Source organism: Nostoc sp. (assembly GCF_036917755.1).
In the GTDB taxonomy this organism is placed as follows: Bacteria; Cyanobacteriota; Cyanobacteriia; order Cyanobacteriales; family Nostocaceae; genus Nostoc.
In genome coordinates, this window is the sequence record NZ_JBALFC010000064.1 from 44,638 (window position 1) to 63,466 (window position 18,829).

Sequence of the window (18,829 nt, forward strand, 5' to 3'; positions counted from 1 at the left end):
GGGGGGATGAGGGGGATGAGAGAGATAAGGGAGTGAGAGAGGAGAATTAGTAACCAATGCCCAATGCCCAATGCCCAATGCCCCATGACCCATTCAATCTTGCACAGTCATTGGCAAACGAATAGTGAAAATAGAGCCGACTCCCGGCTGACTTTTGACAATAATCTCACCACCCATCATCTCGCAAAAGTGGCGACTAATTGCCAACCCCAGTCCTGTACCTCCATACTTTTTCGTAGTGGAGGTATCTCCTTGTGTAAAAGGTTGAAATAACTGCTGCTGTTGACGGTTAGACATACCTATACCTGTGTCGCTAACGGTAAAAGTAATCATACCCAAAGGTGCCTCTGGTCGGAATTCATCCTTTTCCAGGTTGACTGTCAGCGTCACCTTACCGTTTGTAGTAAATTTACTGGCGTTGCTGAGTAAGTTTAATAATACCTGCCGCATCCTAGTCTGATCGGCGTACATGGTGCCAAGCTGCTGATCAAAATCCACTTCTAAAACATTGGCATTTTTTTCTATAGCTGGTTTGACTGTGAGGACGACGTTATGAATCAGCGTCGCAATCTCAAATATCTCTGGATAGAGGGTCATTTTCCCCGCTTCAATTTTTGACAAGTCGAGGATTTCGTTAATCAAGTGCAGTAGATGCTTACCAGCAGAGTTAATTGTCTCTAAATCTGTAATAAAGTCTCCCGATAAACCCAGATCGGTAGCGTCGTCTTCTAAAAGTTGGCTCAAGCCAATCACAGCATTCAACGGTGTGCGTAATTCGTGGCTGACATTTGCCAGAAATATGCTTTTTGCCTTGCTAGCAGCTTCGGCTAATTCTTTAGCTTGTTGTAGTTCTTTTGTTCGCTCAGATACTCGCTCAATTAGATGATTTAGAGATTTGGCGAGTAGGCCAATTTCATCTTCAGTGGTGACGGGCGCTCGCAAATCGAAATTAGATTTTCTGGCAACTTGTTCAGCTACTTGGGTGACAATGATCACTGGTTCAGCGATCGCACGACTGGTACGCCAAGCTACAATGGCTGCGATCGCCACCGAAACCAGCATACTGATCATCACAATCAATCGCTCAACTACTTTTGCCTGCTCAACGGCTTTTTGCTTTTCTTGCTCTTGATCTTCAGCAGTTTGCAGGATGTTAGTCAAGTTTTGCGAAAGCTGCTCTAGCCGCACGGCTGTTTCACCACGCATAATTGTCAATAACTGCGATCGGGCAGAAGAAATTTGCTGAGGCTGCACTTGTTGGGAGTCAATTTTCTGTAAGACGACCTCGATTTGGTCAACGTAAGCTTTTAAATTATTCTTATAATCCAGCAATAAGGTCTGTAAAGTCGAACTTGTTGCTGCTAGTCTTTTAGGTTTACTATCGATAAATCCAGCAATTTTTGACTCTAATTCTTGAGCTTTTTCAACATTTTTCAGAAAATCAGCTTTTTTGCTTTGTAGCTGTTGGGAATTTTCTAATACCGCAACTAAGTTAGAGCTATGTAATTGCGCCCCGATTACTGCATCTTTATAATTACTCAGTAGTTGCCCTTGTTCATAGGCTTGATTGAATTGCCTGACTTCCCTTCCCCGGTAGTAGCTGGCGATCACTAACCCAGTCAGTGAGCCAAAAAAGCCAATTCCGATAGCTACAAAGTACCCATAGCCAATTTTTTGATGGATGCGCCAAGAACTAGCTTTGAGTTTCCCTCGTGAGGGGAATTCTATGGTTGGGAGTTCGTCTGTCGATGGCTCTTCGGCTGACACTTTTTTGCTTTCTGAACTTTTGTCGATCGGGGTTGGCTTTTGAGTTCGGATTTCTCAAACCTCCTTGCCTTCCCGCAAAAATCACCAAATCAGTCTAGCTTGTGCAAACACTTCAATTGATGATTAACATCTAGATTATCTTCTTTTATAGTAAGAGCAAATCATTGCTCACTAGATAATTAGTATAATCTTATAATCTAGTATAAGTGATTTAGATAGCAATGCTGCTAAGTACACTTACTGACAGTGAATAGAATTCACTTTTTTCAGCAGCAAGGAATAATTTCCTGCACTAAAGACCTGTCTAAGGCCGTCTTCTCCTTACCACAACACTTTCCTGAATATACAGTTGATAGCAATGAGTTCTTGCCATCAGGTATGCCACTACTCTACCTTACTGCTTCCTTATAAAATTAATACAATCAGGAAAAAAACAAAAGCTTTGACATTGGGCATTGATTATTTCTCCCTCATCTCCCTCATCTCCCTCATCCCCCTCGTCTTCGCAGTCCCACAGGTACGCTTATCATAAAATAGCTTAAAAGTCTAGTCTATCTGAATACACAAAAAGTTTTATTACGTATTAATATCAATACGAATGCGTTAATTGACGAACGCGGCTTAAGATAGCTTTAATATCAGATAAAATCGGCTTCTAGGCTTATATAAATGAGAGGTAGACTGATTTTTGCATGATTTGTACTTAGATTTAGTACGATTATGAGCAAATGACACGGAATGGGATAATCACAACCTGAGGATTCCAGTTGATTCCAAAAAATAGAACTCAGAAGGTTGATTATAATACATCCTGCTGCCTTCTGAGTTATATCCTCCTACTGACTGTCTACCTTGTAGTTGATGCAGTAGGTATTAGGTGGCGATTATGGTTATAGGATACTAAAACCCTCTTGTACCCTTTACCCAATTGTACTGATGCACTTGTGCATTACCTAATCAACAGCCTTTTGGTTGTAATTATCCAGATTAGAAAAACTCAACTGTCAAATTTATGGGAGTGAAAATGCCAGAACAAGAATTTACCGAAACCGCATCCAAAGAGACTACAGTGGCAGAGATCAACAACCAAACGGGAAGCATCACCAAACTTCAGCCTCCCGCGCAGTCTCAAGACGAATGGCTAAAATACGGGGAGCAAGTTTCTACCTTTTTAGCAACATTGCCAGAATATCTGGGAAGCTTCTTTAATCAATATAAGCAACCCCTGGTAACAGTTGGTTTAATTGTCGGGGCGATTGTTGGGGTTAAAGTACTCTTGGCAATATTAGATGCTTTGAATGATATCCCCTTGGTAGCACCTACTTTTGAGTTGATCGGTATTGGTTACTCTGCTTGGTTTGTTTACCGCTATTTACTCAAAGCCTCAACCAGGAAAGAGTTAACTGGTGAAATCACCGTTCTTAAATCACAAGTTGTCGGTAAAGAAATTCCAGAAGCTTAATATCTAATTATCGCTTCTCTACCAGACGCTCTTGCTAGCTTGCTCCTGTGTAGGAGTACGCTCTAATTCTAAATTACCGAAGTCTGATCGCCGAAAGTCGGCGATCAGACTTCTCTCAAAATTTATCCTTAATTTAATTACGAATTACGAATTACGAATTATTGTTGAGACGAACCTCTGTCGGACAATTTCCCCTTTGGGTTCGGTTTTGGAGTCTGCCAAGGTTCTGAAGATATTTTGGGCGATGCCTGGGTTGGGCGTAGATGCAGCAGTATACTTTGAGATCGAATTGCCTTCAACTTGCCACGTTTTACTAAAGCTTGATGAATCATCGCCGCCACTTCAGCCCGACTAGCTACTTTGTTGGGATCAAGAATTTGTGGATTTGGATAGTTAACTACCAGACCATTGGCTGTAGCAGTGGCTATTTTCTTAGTAGCATAGGTTGGAATATCTTTAGCATCTTTATAGACACTTAAAATCTGATTTGGGGAAGTGGGCGCTTTCAAATTCAACCCACTGACAAGAGCAACTAAAACTTGCACTCGCGAAATATTTTGTTGTGGTTTGAAGGTTTTTTTCGGGTAGCCTTTGAGAAATCCGGTACTGATGGCTTCGTCAATTGCTGGAGTTGCCCAGAATTTTGCTGATACATCTTGAAATGCGATCGCAGTCTTAGACGGTTCTTGGTCAAAGGCTTTTTGGAGTATGGCAGCAAATTCGGCGCGGTTTACAGCCTGATTTGGTCTAAAAGAATAATCAGGAAACCCCTTGAGAATACCACGGGAAGAAAGAACGTCTATAAAACGCCGACCCCAAAAATTATTGGGCACATCGTTAAATGCAATTGGTGGTGGAATGATTGATTTTGGTTTTGCCGGAGTTACTAAAGGCAATGCTGATGATGTAATTGATGACTCAAGTCCTGTTGAAGAGGATACAGGTGTCTGTGGTTGTGGAGATTGAGTTGGGATTACCTGAGCAGATGGTAACACTGCGCGGTCAGGAGTTGCGCTGTTAGTCGGCAATGAAGGCGTCTTGGGTTCAAAAACAGCCGCAGGCAAAGATGATGGCAAAACGCTGAATCTAGGGACTGCATTTGGTTCTACCTTGGGAGTAGGGGAGGGCAATACTTGATTTGGTTGAACACTACCAGACGGAGTGGAAGAAGGCGACAGCAGCGCGTTTAAGTTCCAGCTAGAATCCCTGCGGGACAATGACCAAAAAAGAATCGCTCCGATAGTGGTGAAGGCAACCAGAATGGCTATAAATTCATCAAAGCCAAGGGCAGTTTTTTGGGATGACTCCGGTTCGGAAGGAGGTCTATTTGTCATCGTGATTACCCTGATAGCAGTAAATTTTGTATCTAAACAAATTAAGCTACAAATTTAATTCGTAATTCGTAATTCGTAATTCGTAATTCATAGTAAACCTATTAGGCTTCTGGTTCAATGCCGAGCGATCGCAATTGGGCAGTTAGGCGATCGGCTCTTTGAAGTTCTTGTTCTGCCCTTTCGCGTTCCTGTTCTGCCCTTTGACTTTCCTGTTCTGCTCTTTCGCGTTCCTGTTCTGCTCTTTCATCGCCACTCAACAACAAATTACCTTGTAAATCCCACCAACGCAGCCAGGGTAATTCCACATTCTGATAAACTCCTAGCCATAAGCCTAATTCAACACCCAAAGAAACTATAGGATAATGCCCACGTTCATTTGCTGGTAACACCTGATACTGTCCTTCAATCAGATGATAAACTTCTATACTGGCTTTACTCACTTCATAAATGCCATAGAAAGGAGGACGAATCACCTGCTCATAAACCCAAAATTTACCCTTCCAAGGAGTTTTATCTCGTTCCTCTGCACCATTGCCAGAGACAAATTCTAAGACAATCAACGGGGCAATAGACTCTTGCCACAATACATAAGAACGTCGCGTTTGCCCATTCAGCAAAAATGGTACATTCGGTACATAAAACCAATCCGGTGCTTCTGCGCCTTTTTCAGGGGGATCGGTCAAGCGCCAGTAAATGCCTAAATCCTGGCCAATACAATATTCACCTTCAGGATTTAATTGCTTGAGAACGGGTGTAATCGAGTCAGTCAGTAAGATGCTTTGGGGATGCTCTTGCCAGTTTTTCGTGCCAGTTCGCACAACGGGGGGAACCCCCGCAAGCGACTGGCTTACAAACGTACCATCAGAGTCTGGAAGCTGGGTATGATCGGGGAAAGGAGTGAGGGCGGTGGGTGGATTGGTTGTAGAAGTCATAACGCTACCTTTGCACTCTTTGTAAAGGTTGTTTTTAGTGTAGCTTGCGATCGCACTTCTTTATATTCTCCATCCAGATGAGAAATCGCATACCAGTTGCTTCCAGTCGCCTAGTGGAAGATATTAAAACGAATTTTCACCTTGAAAGGGCTAGTCGTGCTAGATACCTAAACCGAAGGCGAATTTAGAGGGTGACAAAATGTAAAATATTAACTTATCGTTTACCTAATCTTTGTAAAAATCAGGGTGCCTAGTGTCAGAAGAATTCAGTTACCAAATCTCACCGCCATTTTTGTCTGAGGGTAGCGATCGCGATCTCGGTTTAGAGTCAACCCTCCAAGAACTACCCATGTATAATTTCCCAGTGGAAATCAACCGCACTGGGATGGAAGTCGCTCATTTTTTGGAAAAATACCCCCTGCTACCAGGAGTAATTTTGGTAGAACAGGGAAAGTTCATTGGGATGATTTCGCGGCGGCGACTGCTGGAATTTTTGATTCGCCCCTATGGACAAGAGTTATTTGTTCAGCAACCATTAACCGTTCTCTACAGCTATGCACGGATACCGATGTTGCTGCTTGCTGATACAACATCGATTTTAACTGCGATGCAACTTAGCTTAAAGCGATCGCCAGAATTATTAGCAGAGCCAATTGTAGTACAAACACAATCTGGTGCTTATAGATTGTTAGATGTCCAAGAGTTGAATATTATTTCTTGGCAAATTCGAGGAATCGACAATTTGGTGCGGTATGAACGCAGCCAAGCCCAAATGATTCAAAATGATAAAATGGCAAATCTGGGGCGTTTGGTAGACGGCGTAGCGCACGAAATTTTAGACCCAGTGGGTTTTATTTGGGGTAATATAATTTATGTTTCAACCTACAGCCAAGATTTACTCAAGCTGATAGCGGCTTACGACAAAGAATTACCATCAGCGTCCCAGGCAATTAATCAGATTAAAGAAGATATTGAATTTGATTTTTTAGAACAAGATTTGTCGCGATCGCTTGCTAGTATCCGCACTGGAGCAGAAAGATTAAAAAAACTTGTCACCAGCTTACAAAACTTCTGTCATATCGATGAACTTTATCCCAAGCCGGTAGATTTACACGCCTGTATAGATAGTATTATCTTATTAATTAATAGTCGTCTTCAAGGAGAAATTGAAATCGTCAAATACTACGGTCAATTACCGCCAGTGTATTGCTTTATGGGGCAGTTAAATCAGGTTTTGATGAATATTTTCAGCGAAATTGTGGATACTTTACTCAATGAAGGCGTCCGACAGCAGTTGCATCTGGAAGATACAAAGACTGTTCAAAAACCCCGAATTGAGATTACTACAGAAGTTATTTCACAAGAAGCAAGCAACCCCGATGCACCAGATTCTCGCTGGGTTTTAATTCGGATTGCTGACAATGGTTCTGGAATGTCTCAAGAATTGCAACAGCAGATTATAGAGTCTTTTTCTCTGGAAAAAAAGACTGGTAAAAATACTAGTTTAGCAGTAAGTTATCGAATTATCACCGCGAGACATGGCGGAAAATTGAGTTTTCATTCACAAATTGGTATAGGCACTGAATTTGAAATATTATTGCCTTTAGTTTGATTGATTATAAGAGGATGTTTGAAAAGTCTAATTTATTATTCGCCCAATACTTTTCAAACATCCTCTAAATTACGAATTACGAATTACGAATTATTTAAATTTCTGACAAAACTTGCTGCTGGATAGGAATTTGAACCACAAACTCCGTTCCTTTTCCAGGTGTCGAGAAAAATTCTAACTTACCGCCATGTTTTTCGGTGATGATTTGATAGCTGATAGCCATTCCCATTCCTGTTCCCTTACCGACAGGTTTTGTTGTAAAGAAGGGATTGAAAATCTGTTTTTGAATCGATTCGGGAATTCCATATCCATTGTCTGCGATCGCAATTTTCACCCATTGCAAATCAACGATAGAAGTATGAATCGTGATCCGACTGGGATTAAGCTGGATTTCTTGATAAGTTCGTTTGGTATTGAATTCTTCGAGCGCATCGAGCGCATTTACTAAAATGTTCATAAATACTTGGTTGAGCTGTCCGGCATAGCATTCTACATTGGATAAATTGCCGTAGTCTCTGATGATCTGAATTTCTGGACTTTTATCAGTGGCTTTGAAGCGGTGCTGTAAAATCATCAAAGTATTGTCGATGCCTTCATGAACATCCACGGCTTTGAACTCACTTTCATCTAGGCGGGAGAAGTTACGCAGTGAAAGCACAATATCCCGAATACGCTCCGTCCCTATATTCATTGAGTTCAATACCATGATCGCGTCTTTTTCCAAAAACTCTAAATCGATGGTTTTGCGTTCCGTTTGAATTTCAGCAGGTGGGTTGGGGAAGTAACAATGATAAAGCTGTACCAGTCGTAGTAAGTCATGGGTGTATTGGCTGATATAGCTGAGATTTCCATAAATAAAGCTAACGGGATTGTTGATTTCGTGAGCAATGCCAGCTACCATTTGACCCAAAGCAGACATCTTTTCACTTTGAATCATTTGAGCTTGCATCGTATGCAAAGTATTTAGCGTATTTTCTAACTCTTGGCTTCTTCGCTGCAAGTCTGTCTGAGACTCTTCTAACTCACAAATGATCTTCTTAAGTAAAAATTCCTTTGTGGCAATTTGAGATTCTAGGTGACGACGCTCAGTTTCGCAACGTTCGTGCTTTTTCCGCAAGATGCGGGTGGTCTTTTCTAACTCTTGAATCTGTATGGAATTGTCTTGGTTATCCATACATTACTCATTTTGTTCCCATTAGCAGTGTGACAAAGGTTTTGTTGTGAAATTGCGTTTGACCTTTGTCCACCAAAGGAGCAATTTCACCGTAAGCGTAGAAACCACAGCAGGGCAATGCTTCTGGTAAGTGCTTTTTGATTAGCTGATACTCTTTTATAGTCTGAGTTCCCAGAATTCGCCTGCGGGCTCCACAGGAAATAAGCAATGCTGCTGTTGGCTCTACACCGGGATAATGGGCGATCGCATTTTTCAGGGATGTCTCACAAGCTGATAATATATTTTCACGAGTAGCATCGGTAATTTGCACAATTGCCTGTTCAGGAATATCTGAAAAGAATGTCATACTACCAGACTGTTGATCATAACCTTTAGGCGCTCTCATATAGAAATGGTCTTGATCATCAAAAACTGCTAGGGCGTGAATCGCAAAGTTGGCTGCAAATCCTTCTTCACCAAGATAGTGTTGATAGAAATCTAAGGCACGCTGTCCATCAATTTCATAGACTACATTGCCATCCACTTTAGTTATACGGCTACGTTGGCTGACAGGAGTCCAACCACTGGCAACTCCGTGCCCAAATAGTAGTTTTCCAAAAAATAGCAGCACTGGCACTGAATCACTTAATACTTCACCCTGGAAAAATTGATAGGTCTTCTCAAAGGTATAGTCATCGGCAGTGATTCCCCCAATGATCGGAATATCCTCTCCCAGGCTTTGTTTTAAACCTTGTAATATCAACACCCCGTTACTAGTCAGACTTTCGGGGAAGGTAAGACATAATTGTGGCAGAGATGCACTTTTTGCTTTTGCTTGTTCAATTGCTTGTTGGGCTGCAAGATGTGGATTTTTAGATGCTTCTCGTCCAATACCTGCCCAAATTTCCACTTCATCGGTAGCAAACAGCATTAAGGTTAGAGAATCTTGCTGAAACTCCAGAACTGAGGAGATTTCTCCATTTGTAGTTCCACCAATCAACTCAATTCCGGGGAAAGCATCCTGAATATGCTGCAAAATTAACGCATGGTCAAAGTCTATAGCAGTGAATAAAATTCCAGCTTGAGGAATTGACCCTGCTAGGGAACGACTACATTCTTGCAGAACTTCAGCGATCGCACTTTCAGAATCAGGATCGTCACTATGACCAACAACAACTCGAAACATAACTACCTCATTGTAAGTTTAAATAGCAGCGTGCTAATCCAATTCCGAAGGCAGCACCTAGCAACCTACAATTTAGTCTTCCCACTTAGTTGAACCAAATCTCAATTCACCCGACTTTTTATTTTCCGCCTGATCTGACGATACAAAAACTGCATGAAAAACTTTGGGAGCATTTTCTCCAAAATCAACACAAACAAAACCCACGGAGGTGGTTTTCAAACCTTTAATTTTACCTTAGTCCGCCTTCGCGGACTTTGCCTGTGTAGCCGCGTACTCCTACGGAGAAGCAAGCTACGCGTCAGCGTGCCGAAGGCTCTAAGTTGACACAAATGTACCCTGCGGGAAGCCGCAACTCTTGGAGATGCTTTGCGAATGCGTCTACATGAATTGCCCTAAGAAGAAAATCATTCTTTTCGGCTATTATTTGCGTAAGTCCTGACTGATTTTTAAATCAGCATGAGATAGTGTTAAAATTATTTTTTTATAAGTTTAAGAGACTTAGATAGTATTTGAGGTTTCCCACTCATCCAAAGAAACTTGAAACTCTCTATTAACTTCTTCCATAGCTAACTTTTCTGTTTCAAAATAGCCTATTTCTGAAATTTATCCGGCTTGTGATATATCGAAACGGTAAAAGCCAGAATCTGTTGTATATTGCACAATTCTAATTTCTTTAGGTGGATCTAAGTCTTTGTATATCCCATCTATACATATACGTCGATATATAGCTCCGGTAGATTTATGGTTTGGATTTAACAAAACACGATACTTGACTACAAGAAACCGTTGCTTAAATAATTCAAGAAGTTCAAAGAATACATCACATGCCTTTGCTTCGTCTCCAACTTCTCGGAGAATGATATTTTTCCATCCTGCTGTTGATTCATACCATTTATAATATCGAGCTACCCAGTCGTGGAACTGTGTAAAAGGAGGTGTCTCTTCTCCATAAAAGATCCCATTTTCCCCCAGAGCAAAAGAATAGCCACCAATAAAGCCGTCTAACGCAGTTAAAGAACGCTGTCCTAAAAACATTTGTGGTCTTGGTCTAATCATTTCTAAAATCTCATAAAGATTTTTCATTTATAGTGCCTATTTAGAAACCAATATACTTGATTTAGTGATATTTTACCCCAGAATATACCCCCAGCCCCACCTTTAAAAAAGCAGGGCTGTTTCATTCCCTCACTGAATTCTTTATTATTAAAGTATCGTTTGTAGTAAACTTTCGCCACGTTGGTAAATGTCCCGTGCATAGTCAGTCCAAGCACCTTGTCCCCAATAACGAAAACAACTGGTTTGCAGCAAAAGGTTATGTAGAAGAACGTTACGATAATCAGATTGTCTGGTAACAGGTTCTGCTGAGTCAATTTGCTGTAATGTATCAACCTTTTGATGAAATAAACTGCTTAATTGATACATAGGAGACAACACATTTTCATATCCTTTCACCCAACTGATATGATTTGTCCACGAGGCTCCATCCATGTGAAAATTAGAGTTGATTTGCTTTAATTCTTGAATCGCATTCTCTACAGCTTCCGGTTGGCTATTGTCTGCTGAAATTCGCTCCCAAATCTGATGTTGTCCCACTGGCTGACAAGTTGGATAATCTTCAGGTTTGCATCCAGCAGCTTCGATTAATTCTAAATATTCTGTACCACACATCCCCACAATACCTGATTTTCCTCCCCCGTTATTCACCATATCCCACCAAGCTTGTTTAAAAGCGCTAGGAAATTCATTCATCATCACACCGCCATTTTCACCATCACCAATTTGGCTAACTATTGGTGGCACAAATACACTGCCGATTTGTTGTTTAGATAAAGTTTTAGCTTCATAGTAAGGCTGCATTTGTGCGACTAATTTAGTATCCGAACCTTGGGTTTTAATTAAGGCTGTAATGCTAATTGTTTCACCTTGGGAATTGCGGGCAATCAGACGATGTGGTAAATGTTTATGAGTAAGAGATTGACCGTTAATTGTTTCTACAGAATGTTCTTGAACGAGTAGCCAGCGATATCCACATTCTTTCAGCGCTTTCACAAATTCAAAGAGAGCATCAGGGTGATTTGGGAGGTGCATTTCTGGGGGCGAAAATCCTTTGACTCGCGCTAGTGCTTCCCAGCCAAAAATTGCTGCAAAGTGATGTTGCCATGCGATGATCTGCAATTTAATATCTGCTATGGGTGTGGAAGGAATAACTGCATGGCTCCACATTGTACCCAGCCATTCTACATAAGGTTGATAAGTTGGGTCGCAAGTGATCCGTTTAAGATTATCGAGAACATCACTGCGTCCCATTTGCCGCAGTCCCCACAAAAGATTACCTGAGTAATCCAACATCACACGGGGATTGCAACCTTGATTTACAAGTTCGGGGATCAAGTCTCCCATGCGGCTGTAACAATAAGCAAAAGCATCTGCATTGTGGTTATCCCCAACATTTGGATGTTCAAACATATATTGCAGATTGCTGATCAGTGTACCACCATTTCCAGCAGGTATAGTTGGCTGGTGCATATGTAAGGCGATCGCAAACACAGCATTTACGTCTTCTAAGCGGATATTCGTTGTTGGTAAAAATACTGGTTGATCGTGGTTAACTACAGAGAGAACCTCTGTTTCCCAACCAGAAATATTTGGTAAGCCATCAATGATTTCGGGCAGAGGAGTGAGAGTTGTGGGGAAAGAAAGCATTTCTAGTTGCTCCGAAATAAGTTGTATTTATCAAATTTGCCTGAGTATCTAATAGCACCTGACTCAGTATAGATACAATAAATCCCCTGAGCCATAACATTTTTAATTCGGTGATTTTCAGTAACTGCGAACTCAGGCAAGTCTAATAATTATCGGTGCAATCTACCCAGATATTCGCATCTTTGTGTTCTATTTTTTGATAAAGTTTGTTTACGCTCTGCGGATGCACCAAGTAAAGCTTGGCTTCATTTCACTTTAGGTAGATAGATTGCACTTATGGCACAAAATGATGGATAATTAGAAGTCTTTTCATAAAACCTGGGATATTTATTCCTTATTGAATCATTTGGGGTAGGTTCAATTAGGCGTTCAACTACGAAGCAATTATCATTTAAAGAATTGACTATTGTTTCAAAAGTATGGTGATAACTTACTAATTCCATTTCATCAAACATATTCCATCTATATTCATTGTTGTGAAAATATGGATGCATGGTCACGTCATAACCACTACCATTCCAAACTTGATGGGTAACTTCATCAAATGGATGATGAAACGAGAAGACAAATTTACCCAAGCTACGGATTACTCTTGCAACCTCAGCAAATAATGGACTTAATTCTCTAATATAGTGAACCATTAAACAGCTATAAATTAGCTCAAAACTTTTATCATTAAATGGGATTTTTTCAGCCGTACCAACATAAAATTCTATTTCTGGATGTTCTCTGCGAGCTATCTCAATCATTGTGATCGATTGATCCAGACCAATAACATTTCCTCCCCAAGACTTTACTTTTGCAGCAAAATTCCCAGAGCCACAGCCCAAATCTAACACATCACGTTGATTAACATTTTTCTCAATCAGCGTTGTCATTGCGGGAATATCTAGGTATTCATTCCAAAGACTACTTTCTTTGTTGTTTCGCTTTAGATGATATTGCTCACCATATTTGTCATACATTAACTTATTATGTTCTTGATGAATCATGATTTTCTTAACTTCGAGACTATTTTTAGTAATCTCTGATTTTAAATAGTGACTAAGATAGTATTACAAGAAGTTACTGAAAGCAAATGCATGATCATGGCGCGATCGCAACTATGGTAGAAATTTTGCTGCACGGTAGGCGATCGCGTCAAAAAATTTAGGACTTATGTGCAGATACACAACAAATCATGTTCTTGACAAGAACAAATCGCCGAAACGATGGATTCTCGTCAAAAAGCTCAGTTTCGGGATCAGCTTGTTCAGTCTTTCACGAGGCTGTTGTTTTGTTGATGCTGGCGGAGTTGCTATTCGTAAAATTAGCTCTAGCAACCAAGGGGCAAGGCGTTGACACAACACGGCTAAATGACTTTGCCATCCAACTAAAATTTCTGCTGAATCATTTTGCATTCCGGTGACGAGTGCTTTAGCCACCTGCTGGGGAGTCATGGGGATCACCCAGCGAAATAATTTTAAGTCGCGCATCATGTCTGTGTCTGTGAGGGATGGCAGTAATGCGATCACGCGGATATTATAGTCAGCTAGTTCACGCCGCAAGGCTTGGGTAAATCCCAAAATTGCAAACTTGGTAGCTGAGTAAGTCGCCATCGTCGGTGCAGCAACTTTCCCCATCAGACTCGATACATTAACAATTGTTCCTTGTCTTTGGCTGGCCATGCGGCGAGCAATCAGACTAGTGAGGTTGTACATTCCGAACAAGTTCACAGAGAGTTCTTCTTGAACTTGGGGCATTTTAGATTGCAAAAACGAGCTTTGGTATGCGACTCCCGCACAATTAACCAGCAAATGAATCTGTCCGTAATTGCGCCAGAGTTGGGCAACAGCGATATTCACTTCAATTGTCTGCGTTAAATCTAATGCCACGATCGCAGTTTCTGTACCCATCGCCTCGATTTCGTTAGCTACCTCAACTAACTTTTGGCGATCGCGTGCTACCAATATCAGCTTCTGTATGCCTAGTTGCGCTAGTTCGAGGGCGATCGCTCGTCCAATCCCACGGGAAGCCCCTGTAATTAGGGCTACTTTACCTTGAATCTCCATTGGTTTTATCCTCCAAAATCTAAGTCTTACCAAACTCTTCGTTATTGCCGACCGACACAATCACAGCTACTCGCTTATCGGCATAAGTAAGACAAATAATCAATTGCAATTGAAATCAAACTGAAACTAAGCCTTTAGCAACGAAATATTTCTTGGTTAATCTGCGATCGCTCATAATTGTCTATACGAGGCAGAAATTTCTCCTTTTTAACCCGTCAAAGCCTAACACACTTGGCTGAATGCACGTAGCTCATAGATTTTATTTCTCCTAGATCCGAGCGCTCATCAGCATCGTTGTCATACACACGTTAGCAATTAAATCAAGTTATTGCAATATTCTTTAATCAGGATTTCTTAATAGTTCTTAACGACAAGTATATATATGGAAAGAATTTTATTAAATAAGTTTTTATTAATACCTCAGTACAAATATCCCAATTTCCTGACAATTAACCCCTATTTTGGGAAATTGTGATTTCTCAGTCATAGCTAAGAAACAAAAAAGACATATAGGTTTTGGTTTATGGTTGCAACACTTAGGTTTTCAGCTATTTCGCAGACATCCAGCAGTATATTTACTGCTTTATTTAAAATCAAGGTTTCTGATTGATATTTTTTAAAATAATAGAAGAGAGTTAAATTATTATCTTTAATCCAAATTAGGACGGCATATTTATCTGCTAAAACTTTAGGAAAAATAGTAACTTGTTTAGCTTTAGCTTTGAGTTCATCAAGGAAATAGTTGAGACTTGCCTGTTCTATAGCAAACTTAAATCATTCACAAACAATAAGATCCCCGACTTCTCTAATAAATCAAGGATCTAAAGCTTTCAATCTTCATAAATCAAATAAGATTGCTCTAGCTAAAACTACGAGCAAGTAAGTGAGCAAGAATAAATCAAACTATGTGTTTATGCCTAGAAAGAAATAGCCCTACCCCTTAATTCTGACTTTCTAGACTAACTTTCAACTTAAGTTGACACGCATGAGCATTGATGTGCCCCTACCAACGTATTTGTATCATTATTAAAGTAAAACGGTATAACCCACCAATCCTCTTCCCGTATCGGGAAGGGGACAAATTCAAAGTCTCTCTCCTAAAATGCTACAGTGTACACATAAGTCATCGAATTATCCAGAACAAAAACCTCACCCTGTCCTGACGGACATCCCTCTCCTTAGTAAGGAGAGGGACAGGTTCTGCTATGCAGAACCAGGGTGAGGTTTCTTTGGGCTATTCGATAAGCCGTAAATTACCTCAAAAGAGACTTGTGTCTACACCGTAGCTTTTTAGGAGAGAGGTTTTTCAGATCCCGTGAAAAGTTAGCCCCTTAATTAAGGAGTTAAAAAATCTAAATGGTTTCCTGGTTGGGCACGCAAATCTTCCACAGTCCCCTGAATTTGTAACTTACCTTGATTAAGCAACACAATCCAATCAGCACGGGTAATTACTCTAGGACGGTGGCTAATCAGGATCGTGGTTTTACCTTTGCGGTGGGACAACAGTTGATCTAAAACTTGAGCTTCACTAACTGGATCGAGTCCAGCAGTTGATTCATCTAAAATTAGGATTGGTGGATCGTTAACAATAGCTCTTGCTAGAGCCAGTCTTTGGCGTTGTCCACCAGAAATATTTGACCCAAATTCACCTAATACAGTTTGATATTTTTCAGGTAGTTTACTAATAAAATCATCTGCCTCAGCAATTTGGCAAGCCTTGACAATTTGATCAAAGGTGAGGTGAGGAGAACCTAAGCGGAAGTTTTCAATAATTGTGCGACTCCAAAAATGAGCATCTTGAGGAACCAGAGCAACTTGTTGCCGCAAACAATCAAGAGCTAGGTCTTGCATATTATAAATGCCAAAACGAATATTGCCAGAATTAGGTGTATATAATCCGGCTATCAGTTTAGCAAGAGAACTTTTTCCACAGCCGGATGTACCAATTAGGGCAACAACTTTACCGCCAGGAATCGTGAGGGAAAAATCTTCCAGTAGCTCTAACCTGCCAGCATAGTGAAAGTTTAGCTTTGTGCAAACAATATTATCATCACTAAGAATTTTAGCAAAGGGTTTGTTACTATCGCTTGGATTTTCAGGTGTGGAATCGATAACTTCTGTTAAGCGTTCCGTGGCAGTTTTAGCACGCATGAATTCATCTATAAATCCAAGCACAGCACCGATTAATCCCAAAAAATTCCCATTCATCCCGTTAAATGCCAGCAGTTGACCGATGCTGAGTTCTTTACTAATAACTAGGGTGCTGCCGAAACCAATCAAACTAACGCTGCCAATAGCATAAACTAACCCAGAAAAGGTGCTGTTAATAATTCCAATCTGAATTGTGCGAAATGTTTGGTTTGAGAGTCGACCAAATCTGTTCTGAAATTCTTCCCAAAATTGAGGAGCAGCAGTAGTAGTTTTGAGTGTCAGCGCTCCTTTAAAGCTTTCAACGAGAACACCCTGGTTTTCCGCGTCTAAGACCAACATACTTCTGATTTTTTGTTGAAGTGTCGGCAGGAAAACCACCGTAGATAAACTCATCACAATAGCAACAACGACGGCAACAAGGGTGAGTTTCCAGCTATAGAACACCATGAAACCCAAAGAAATCAGCCCGATAAACAAGCTGCTAGGCAGACTGATAACTGCTTGAGCAACTAGCTGATTAATTTCTTGAATATCTTGCAATCTGCTAACAATCTCGCCACTGCGACGTGATTCATAGTAAGCCAGAGGCAGCTGCAAGATTGCCCTGGCAAATTCTAGAACTAGCCCTAGCTCAAGCCGTTGGGCAAAATTGGCAATCAGGTTAGATTGAACTAGTTGCAGACTACTTGCCACCAAATTCATCACCACAACCGCAATAATCACACCAATAAGAAGCTGGGTATCACCTCGAACTAGGACATCATCCGTTAGAATTTGAAGCAGGAAAGGAGAGGTTAACGAAAGCAGACCAATAACTAAAGCGCAGAGAAAAGCCTCGAATATTATGCCTCCATAAGGCAATGCACGCCGCGCAAAGCGCCAAAGACCGTTAACTTTATCATCCGGTTGAGCATAAAAACGAACCGAATCTGGCTCGAGTAAAAGCATGACTTGATCTGACCAAGCCTCCATTAATTCTTTTCTAGAGACATAACGAATGTTAAAGGCTGGGTCAGCAATTACATATTTTTTACCTTTCTGACCATACAAAACAACCCAGTGGTAGCCTTTCCAGTGAATGATTGCTGGCAGTGGTGCTTGGTTTATTCGGTCTAATATTTCTTTTGATGCCCTGACGGAACGCGCATTGAAACCAAGTGACTCGGCTCCCCGCCTCAATCCCAACAATGTTGTTCCTAATTGCCCAGTGCCTACCGCTTCCCGAATGCGATTTAGTGTAAAATTACGCCGATAATGTTTGGCAACGGAAGCAAGACAAGCAGCTCCACAATCTTCTTCACTATGTTGTGCAACAACTTGGTATTTCATTTCACACTCCAGTACCCAATAGCATCGTGAAAAAACTTAAAAAAATAGCAGGGACAAAACCCTGCGTAGTTAAAAAATTGACCAGCAGTTTAGTTTTACTATCATTATCATATATATAGGACTCATATCTGATTTTTGAACAAGATTTCAGATCAAACTCTGATAAAACAGGCTTTTCAGTCTCAGTATGTTTTCAGAAATCAAATCGGAGTCCTATATATTCTACTAGGTAAGATAAATCTCTTATTTTACTAGCTCAACAAATTCTTTAGTTCTATTAGTTCTAATTCCTAGTTGTAATTGCTTTGACTATCTATATTTTGTATATCGACAGAGAAAACACCGGGAATTTTCGTATGTTTACTTCGTTTACTGTAAGCAAATAGACATACTTGCTTATTGGTTCAGAGCAAGTAAGGTAAAAAGAGTTTCGTTATGGTTCACAAATTACTATATTGTGATGAATCTGGTTGATTTTTTAAATAGCAGCGCTTAGTTCCCTACTCGACTGCTCAAGATGAGCAGTATCTTTAGCAAAAGTATTAGGTAAGTCCATCAACAGTTACCTACTAGGAACCGTTGATAGACATTGTTAACTTTGTTCAACAAAAGTATGCGGTAAGAATAAACGTAATGCTAGAATAACTGCGATAAACAACAAAGCAAATGTCTTGCCAGAAAATAAACTAGCCTGTTGGAGCAGGTTAGTTTGTTTAAGACACTTTATCTCAGTAAAGACGCGGTTAATTGTGTCTTTACGTTTATTCTTTCTCTTTTACTTAACCTCAACCTCAACCGTTCTGGTTCACACCAACTTGCGTGAGGTTGCCCTTAACATCACCAGTGTTAGCAATAGTGTTGGTTTGAGTGACCGGAGCAATAGTCACAGTAATGCTAGGTGTAGCGGGTGTAGCGGGTGTAGCTGGTGTAGCGGGTTTAGCAGGTTTTTTAGCGGGCACCCATTTCTTCCAGGAGTTGCCACCAGACAAATTGGCTTCTTCGGTAGCGGTTAATGTAGTGAACAATGTGCTTTGCATAATCTTAGTTCTCGCTTGCTTGATTGTTGGTTTATCTCACTCACTAAAGACGCGGTTAATCGTGTCTTTACGTTCTATTCTTTCTCTTTTACTTAACCTCAACCGTTAGTGT

13 protein-coding genes are annotated in these 18,829 nt (G+C 40.7%); 2 read left to right on the forward strand and 11 right to left on the reverse strand.

Annotation, left to right across the window (positions count from 1 at the left end; all coding sequences use genetic code 11):
• Positions 1 to 93: 93 nt before the first annotated feature.
• Complete coding sequence (locus V7L05_RS15650; protein WP_335165291.1) at positions 94 to 1,818, reverse strand: sensor histidine kinase; 1,725 nt, start codon at positions 1,816 to 1,818, stop codon at positions 94 to 96.
• Between the two features lie 973 nt (positions 1,819 to 2,791).
• On the opposite strand from V7L05_RS15650, the gene V7L05_RS15655 reads away from it, so the two are divergent.
• A complete protein-coding gene (locus tag V7L05_RS15655) occupies positions 2,792 to 3,229 on the forward strand; it encodes a CAAD domain-containing protein (RefSeq protein ID WP_335165269.1) in 438 nt (145 codons plus the stop codon).
• 158 nt (positions 3,230 to 3,387) lie between these two features.
• On the opposite strand, the gene V7L05_RS15660 is transcribed toward V7L05_RS15655, so the two are convergent.
• Together V7L05_RS15660 and V7L05_RS15665 are read right to left on the reverse strand one after the other, a co-directional pair.
• Positions 3,388 to 4,563: an S-layer homology domain-containing protein gene (locus tag V7L05_RS15660; RefSeq protein ID WP_335165271.1), complete on the reverse strand. Its 1,176-nt coding sequence runs from the start codon at positions 4,561 to 4,563 to the stop codon at positions 3,388 to 3,390.
• 101 nt (positions 4,564 to 4,664) lie between these two features.
• Complete coding sequence (locus V7L05_RS15665; RefSeq protein ID WP_335165273.1) at positions 4,665 to 5,495, reverse strand: Uma2 family endonuclease; 831 nt, start codon at positions 5,493 to 5,495, stop codon at positions 4,665 to 4,667.
• A 253-nt stretch (positions 5,496 to 5,748) separates the two neighbouring features.
• Between V7L05_RS15665 and V7L05_RS15670 the strand changes: the two genes are divergently transcribed.
• Positions 5,749 to 7,107: a sensor histidine kinase gene (locus V7L05_RS15670; RefSeq protein ID WP_335165274.1), complete on the forward strand. Its 1,359-nt coding sequence runs from the start codon at positions 5,749 to 5,751 to the stop codon at positions 7,105 to 7,107.
• A gap of 94 nt (positions 7,108 to 7,201) precedes the next feature.
• Here V7L05_RS15670 and V7L05_RS15675 read toward each other — a convergent pair whose 3' ends face one another.
• The 8 genes from V7L05_RS15675 to V7L05_RS15710 all read right to left on the reverse strand — a co-directional run bounded on the left by V7L05_RS15675 (position 7,202) and on the right by V7L05_RS15710 (position 18,717).
• Positions 7,202 to 8,281, reverse strand: a complete 1,080-nt coding sequence (locus V7L05_RS15675) for a sensor histidine kinase (RefSeq protein ID WP_335165276.1) — start codon at positions 8,279 to 8,281, stop codon at positions 7,202 to 7,204.
• 7 nt (positions 8,282 to 8,288) lie between these two features.
• Complete coding sequence (locus V7L05_RS15680; protein ID WP_335165277.1) at positions 8,289 to 9,446, reverse strand: FIST signal transduction protein; 1,158 nt, start codon at positions 9,444 to 9,446, stop codon at positions 8,289 to 8,291.
• A gap of 603 nt (positions 9,447 to 10,049) precedes the next feature.
• Positions 10,050 to 10,529 carry a hypothetical protein gene (locus tag V7L05_RS15685; RefSeq protein ID WP_335165279.1) on the reverse strand — a complete coding sequence of 160 codons (480 nt, stop codon included), beginning with the start codon at positions 10,527 to 10,529 and terminating at the stop codon, positions 10,050 to 10,052.
• 120 nt (positions 10,530 to 10,649) lie between these two features.
• Positions 10,650 to 12,149, reverse strand: coding sequence for a glycosyl hydrolase family 57 (locus V7L05_RS15690; protein ID WP_335165281.1), 1,500 nt, complete (start codon positions 12,147 to 12,149; stop codon positions 10,650 to 10,652).
• Between the two features lie 245 nt (positions 12,150 to 12,394).
• Positions 12,395 to 13,141, reverse strand: coding sequence for a class I SAM-dependent DNA methyltransferase (locus V7L05_RS15695; RefSeq protein WP_335165282.1), 747 nt, complete (start codon positions 13,139 to 13,141; stop codon positions 12,395 to 12,397).
• A gap of 186 nt (positions 13,142 to 13,327) precedes the next feature.
• Complete coding sequence (locus V7L05_RS15700) at positions 13,328 to 14,200, reverse strand: SDR family NAD(P)-dependent oxidoreductase (RefSeq protein WP_335165284.1); 873 nt, start codon at positions 14,198 to 14,200, stop codon at positions 13,328 to 13,330.
• A 1,335-nt stretch (positions 14,201 to 15,535) separates the two neighbouring features.
• Positions 15,536 to 17,680, reverse strand: coding sequence for a peptidase domain-containing ABC transporter (locus V7L05_RS15705; RefSeq protein WP_335165285.1), 2,145 nt, complete (start codon positions 17,678 to 17,680; stop codon positions 15,536 to 15,538).
• A 791-nt stretch (positions 17,681 to 18,471) separates the two neighbouring features.
• Complete coding sequence (locus tag V7L05_RS15710) at positions 18,472 to 18,717, reverse strand: hypothetical protein (protein WP_335165287.1); 246 nt, start codon at positions 18,715 to 18,717, stop codon at positions 18,472 to 18,474.
• Between the last annotated feature and the right edge of the window lie 112 nt (positions 18,718 to 18,829).

Excerpts from the sequence above, each read along its gene's own strand:
- V7L05_RS15655 (WP_335165269.1), top strand. The coding sequence starts at position 2,792 with ATGCCAGAACAAGAATTTACCGAAACCGCATCCAAAGAGACTACAGTG.
- V7L05_RS15660 (WP_335165271.1), bottom strand. The coding sequence starts at position 4,563 with ATGACAAATAGACCTCCTTCCGAACCGGAGTCATCCCAAAAAACTGCC.
- V7L05_RS15665 (WP_335165273.1), bottom strand. The coding sequence starts at position 5,495 with ATGACTTCTACAACCAATCCACCCACCGCCCTCACTCCTTTCCCCGAT.
- V7L05_RS15675 (WP_335165276.1), bottom strand. The coding sequence starts at position 8,281 with ATGGATAACCAAGACAATTCCATACAGATTCAAGAGTTAGAAAAGACC.
- V7L05_RS15680 (WP_335165277.1), bottom strand. The coding sequence starts at position 9,446 with ATGTTTCGAGTTGTTGTTGGTCATAGTGACGATCCTGATTCTGAAAGT.
- V7L05_RS15685 (WP_335165279.1), bottom strand. The coding sequence starts at position 10,529 with ATGAAAAATCTTTATGAGATTTTAGAAATGATTAGACCAAGACCACAA.
- V7L05_RS15690 (WP_335165281.1), bottom strand. The coding sequence starts at position 12,149 with ATGCTTTCTTTCCCCACAACTCTCACTCCTCTGCCCGAAATCATTGAT.
- V7L05_RS15695 (WP_335165282.1), bottom strand. The coding sequence starts at position 13,141 with ATGATTCATCAAGAACATAATAAGTTAATGTATGACAAATATGGTGAG.
- V7L05_RS15700 (WP_335165284.1), bottom strand. The coding sequence starts at position 14,200 with ATGGAGATTCAAGGTAAAGTAGCCCTAATTACAGGGGCTTCCCGTGGG.
- V7L05_RS15705 (WP_335165285.1), bottom strand. The coding sequence starts at position 17,680 with ATGAAATACCAAGTTGTTGCACAACATAGTGAAGAAGATTGTGGAGCT.
- V7L05_RS15710 (WP_335165287.1), bottom strand. The coding sequence starts at position 18,717 with ATGCAAAGCACATTGTTCACTACATTAACCGCTACCGAAGAAGCCAAT.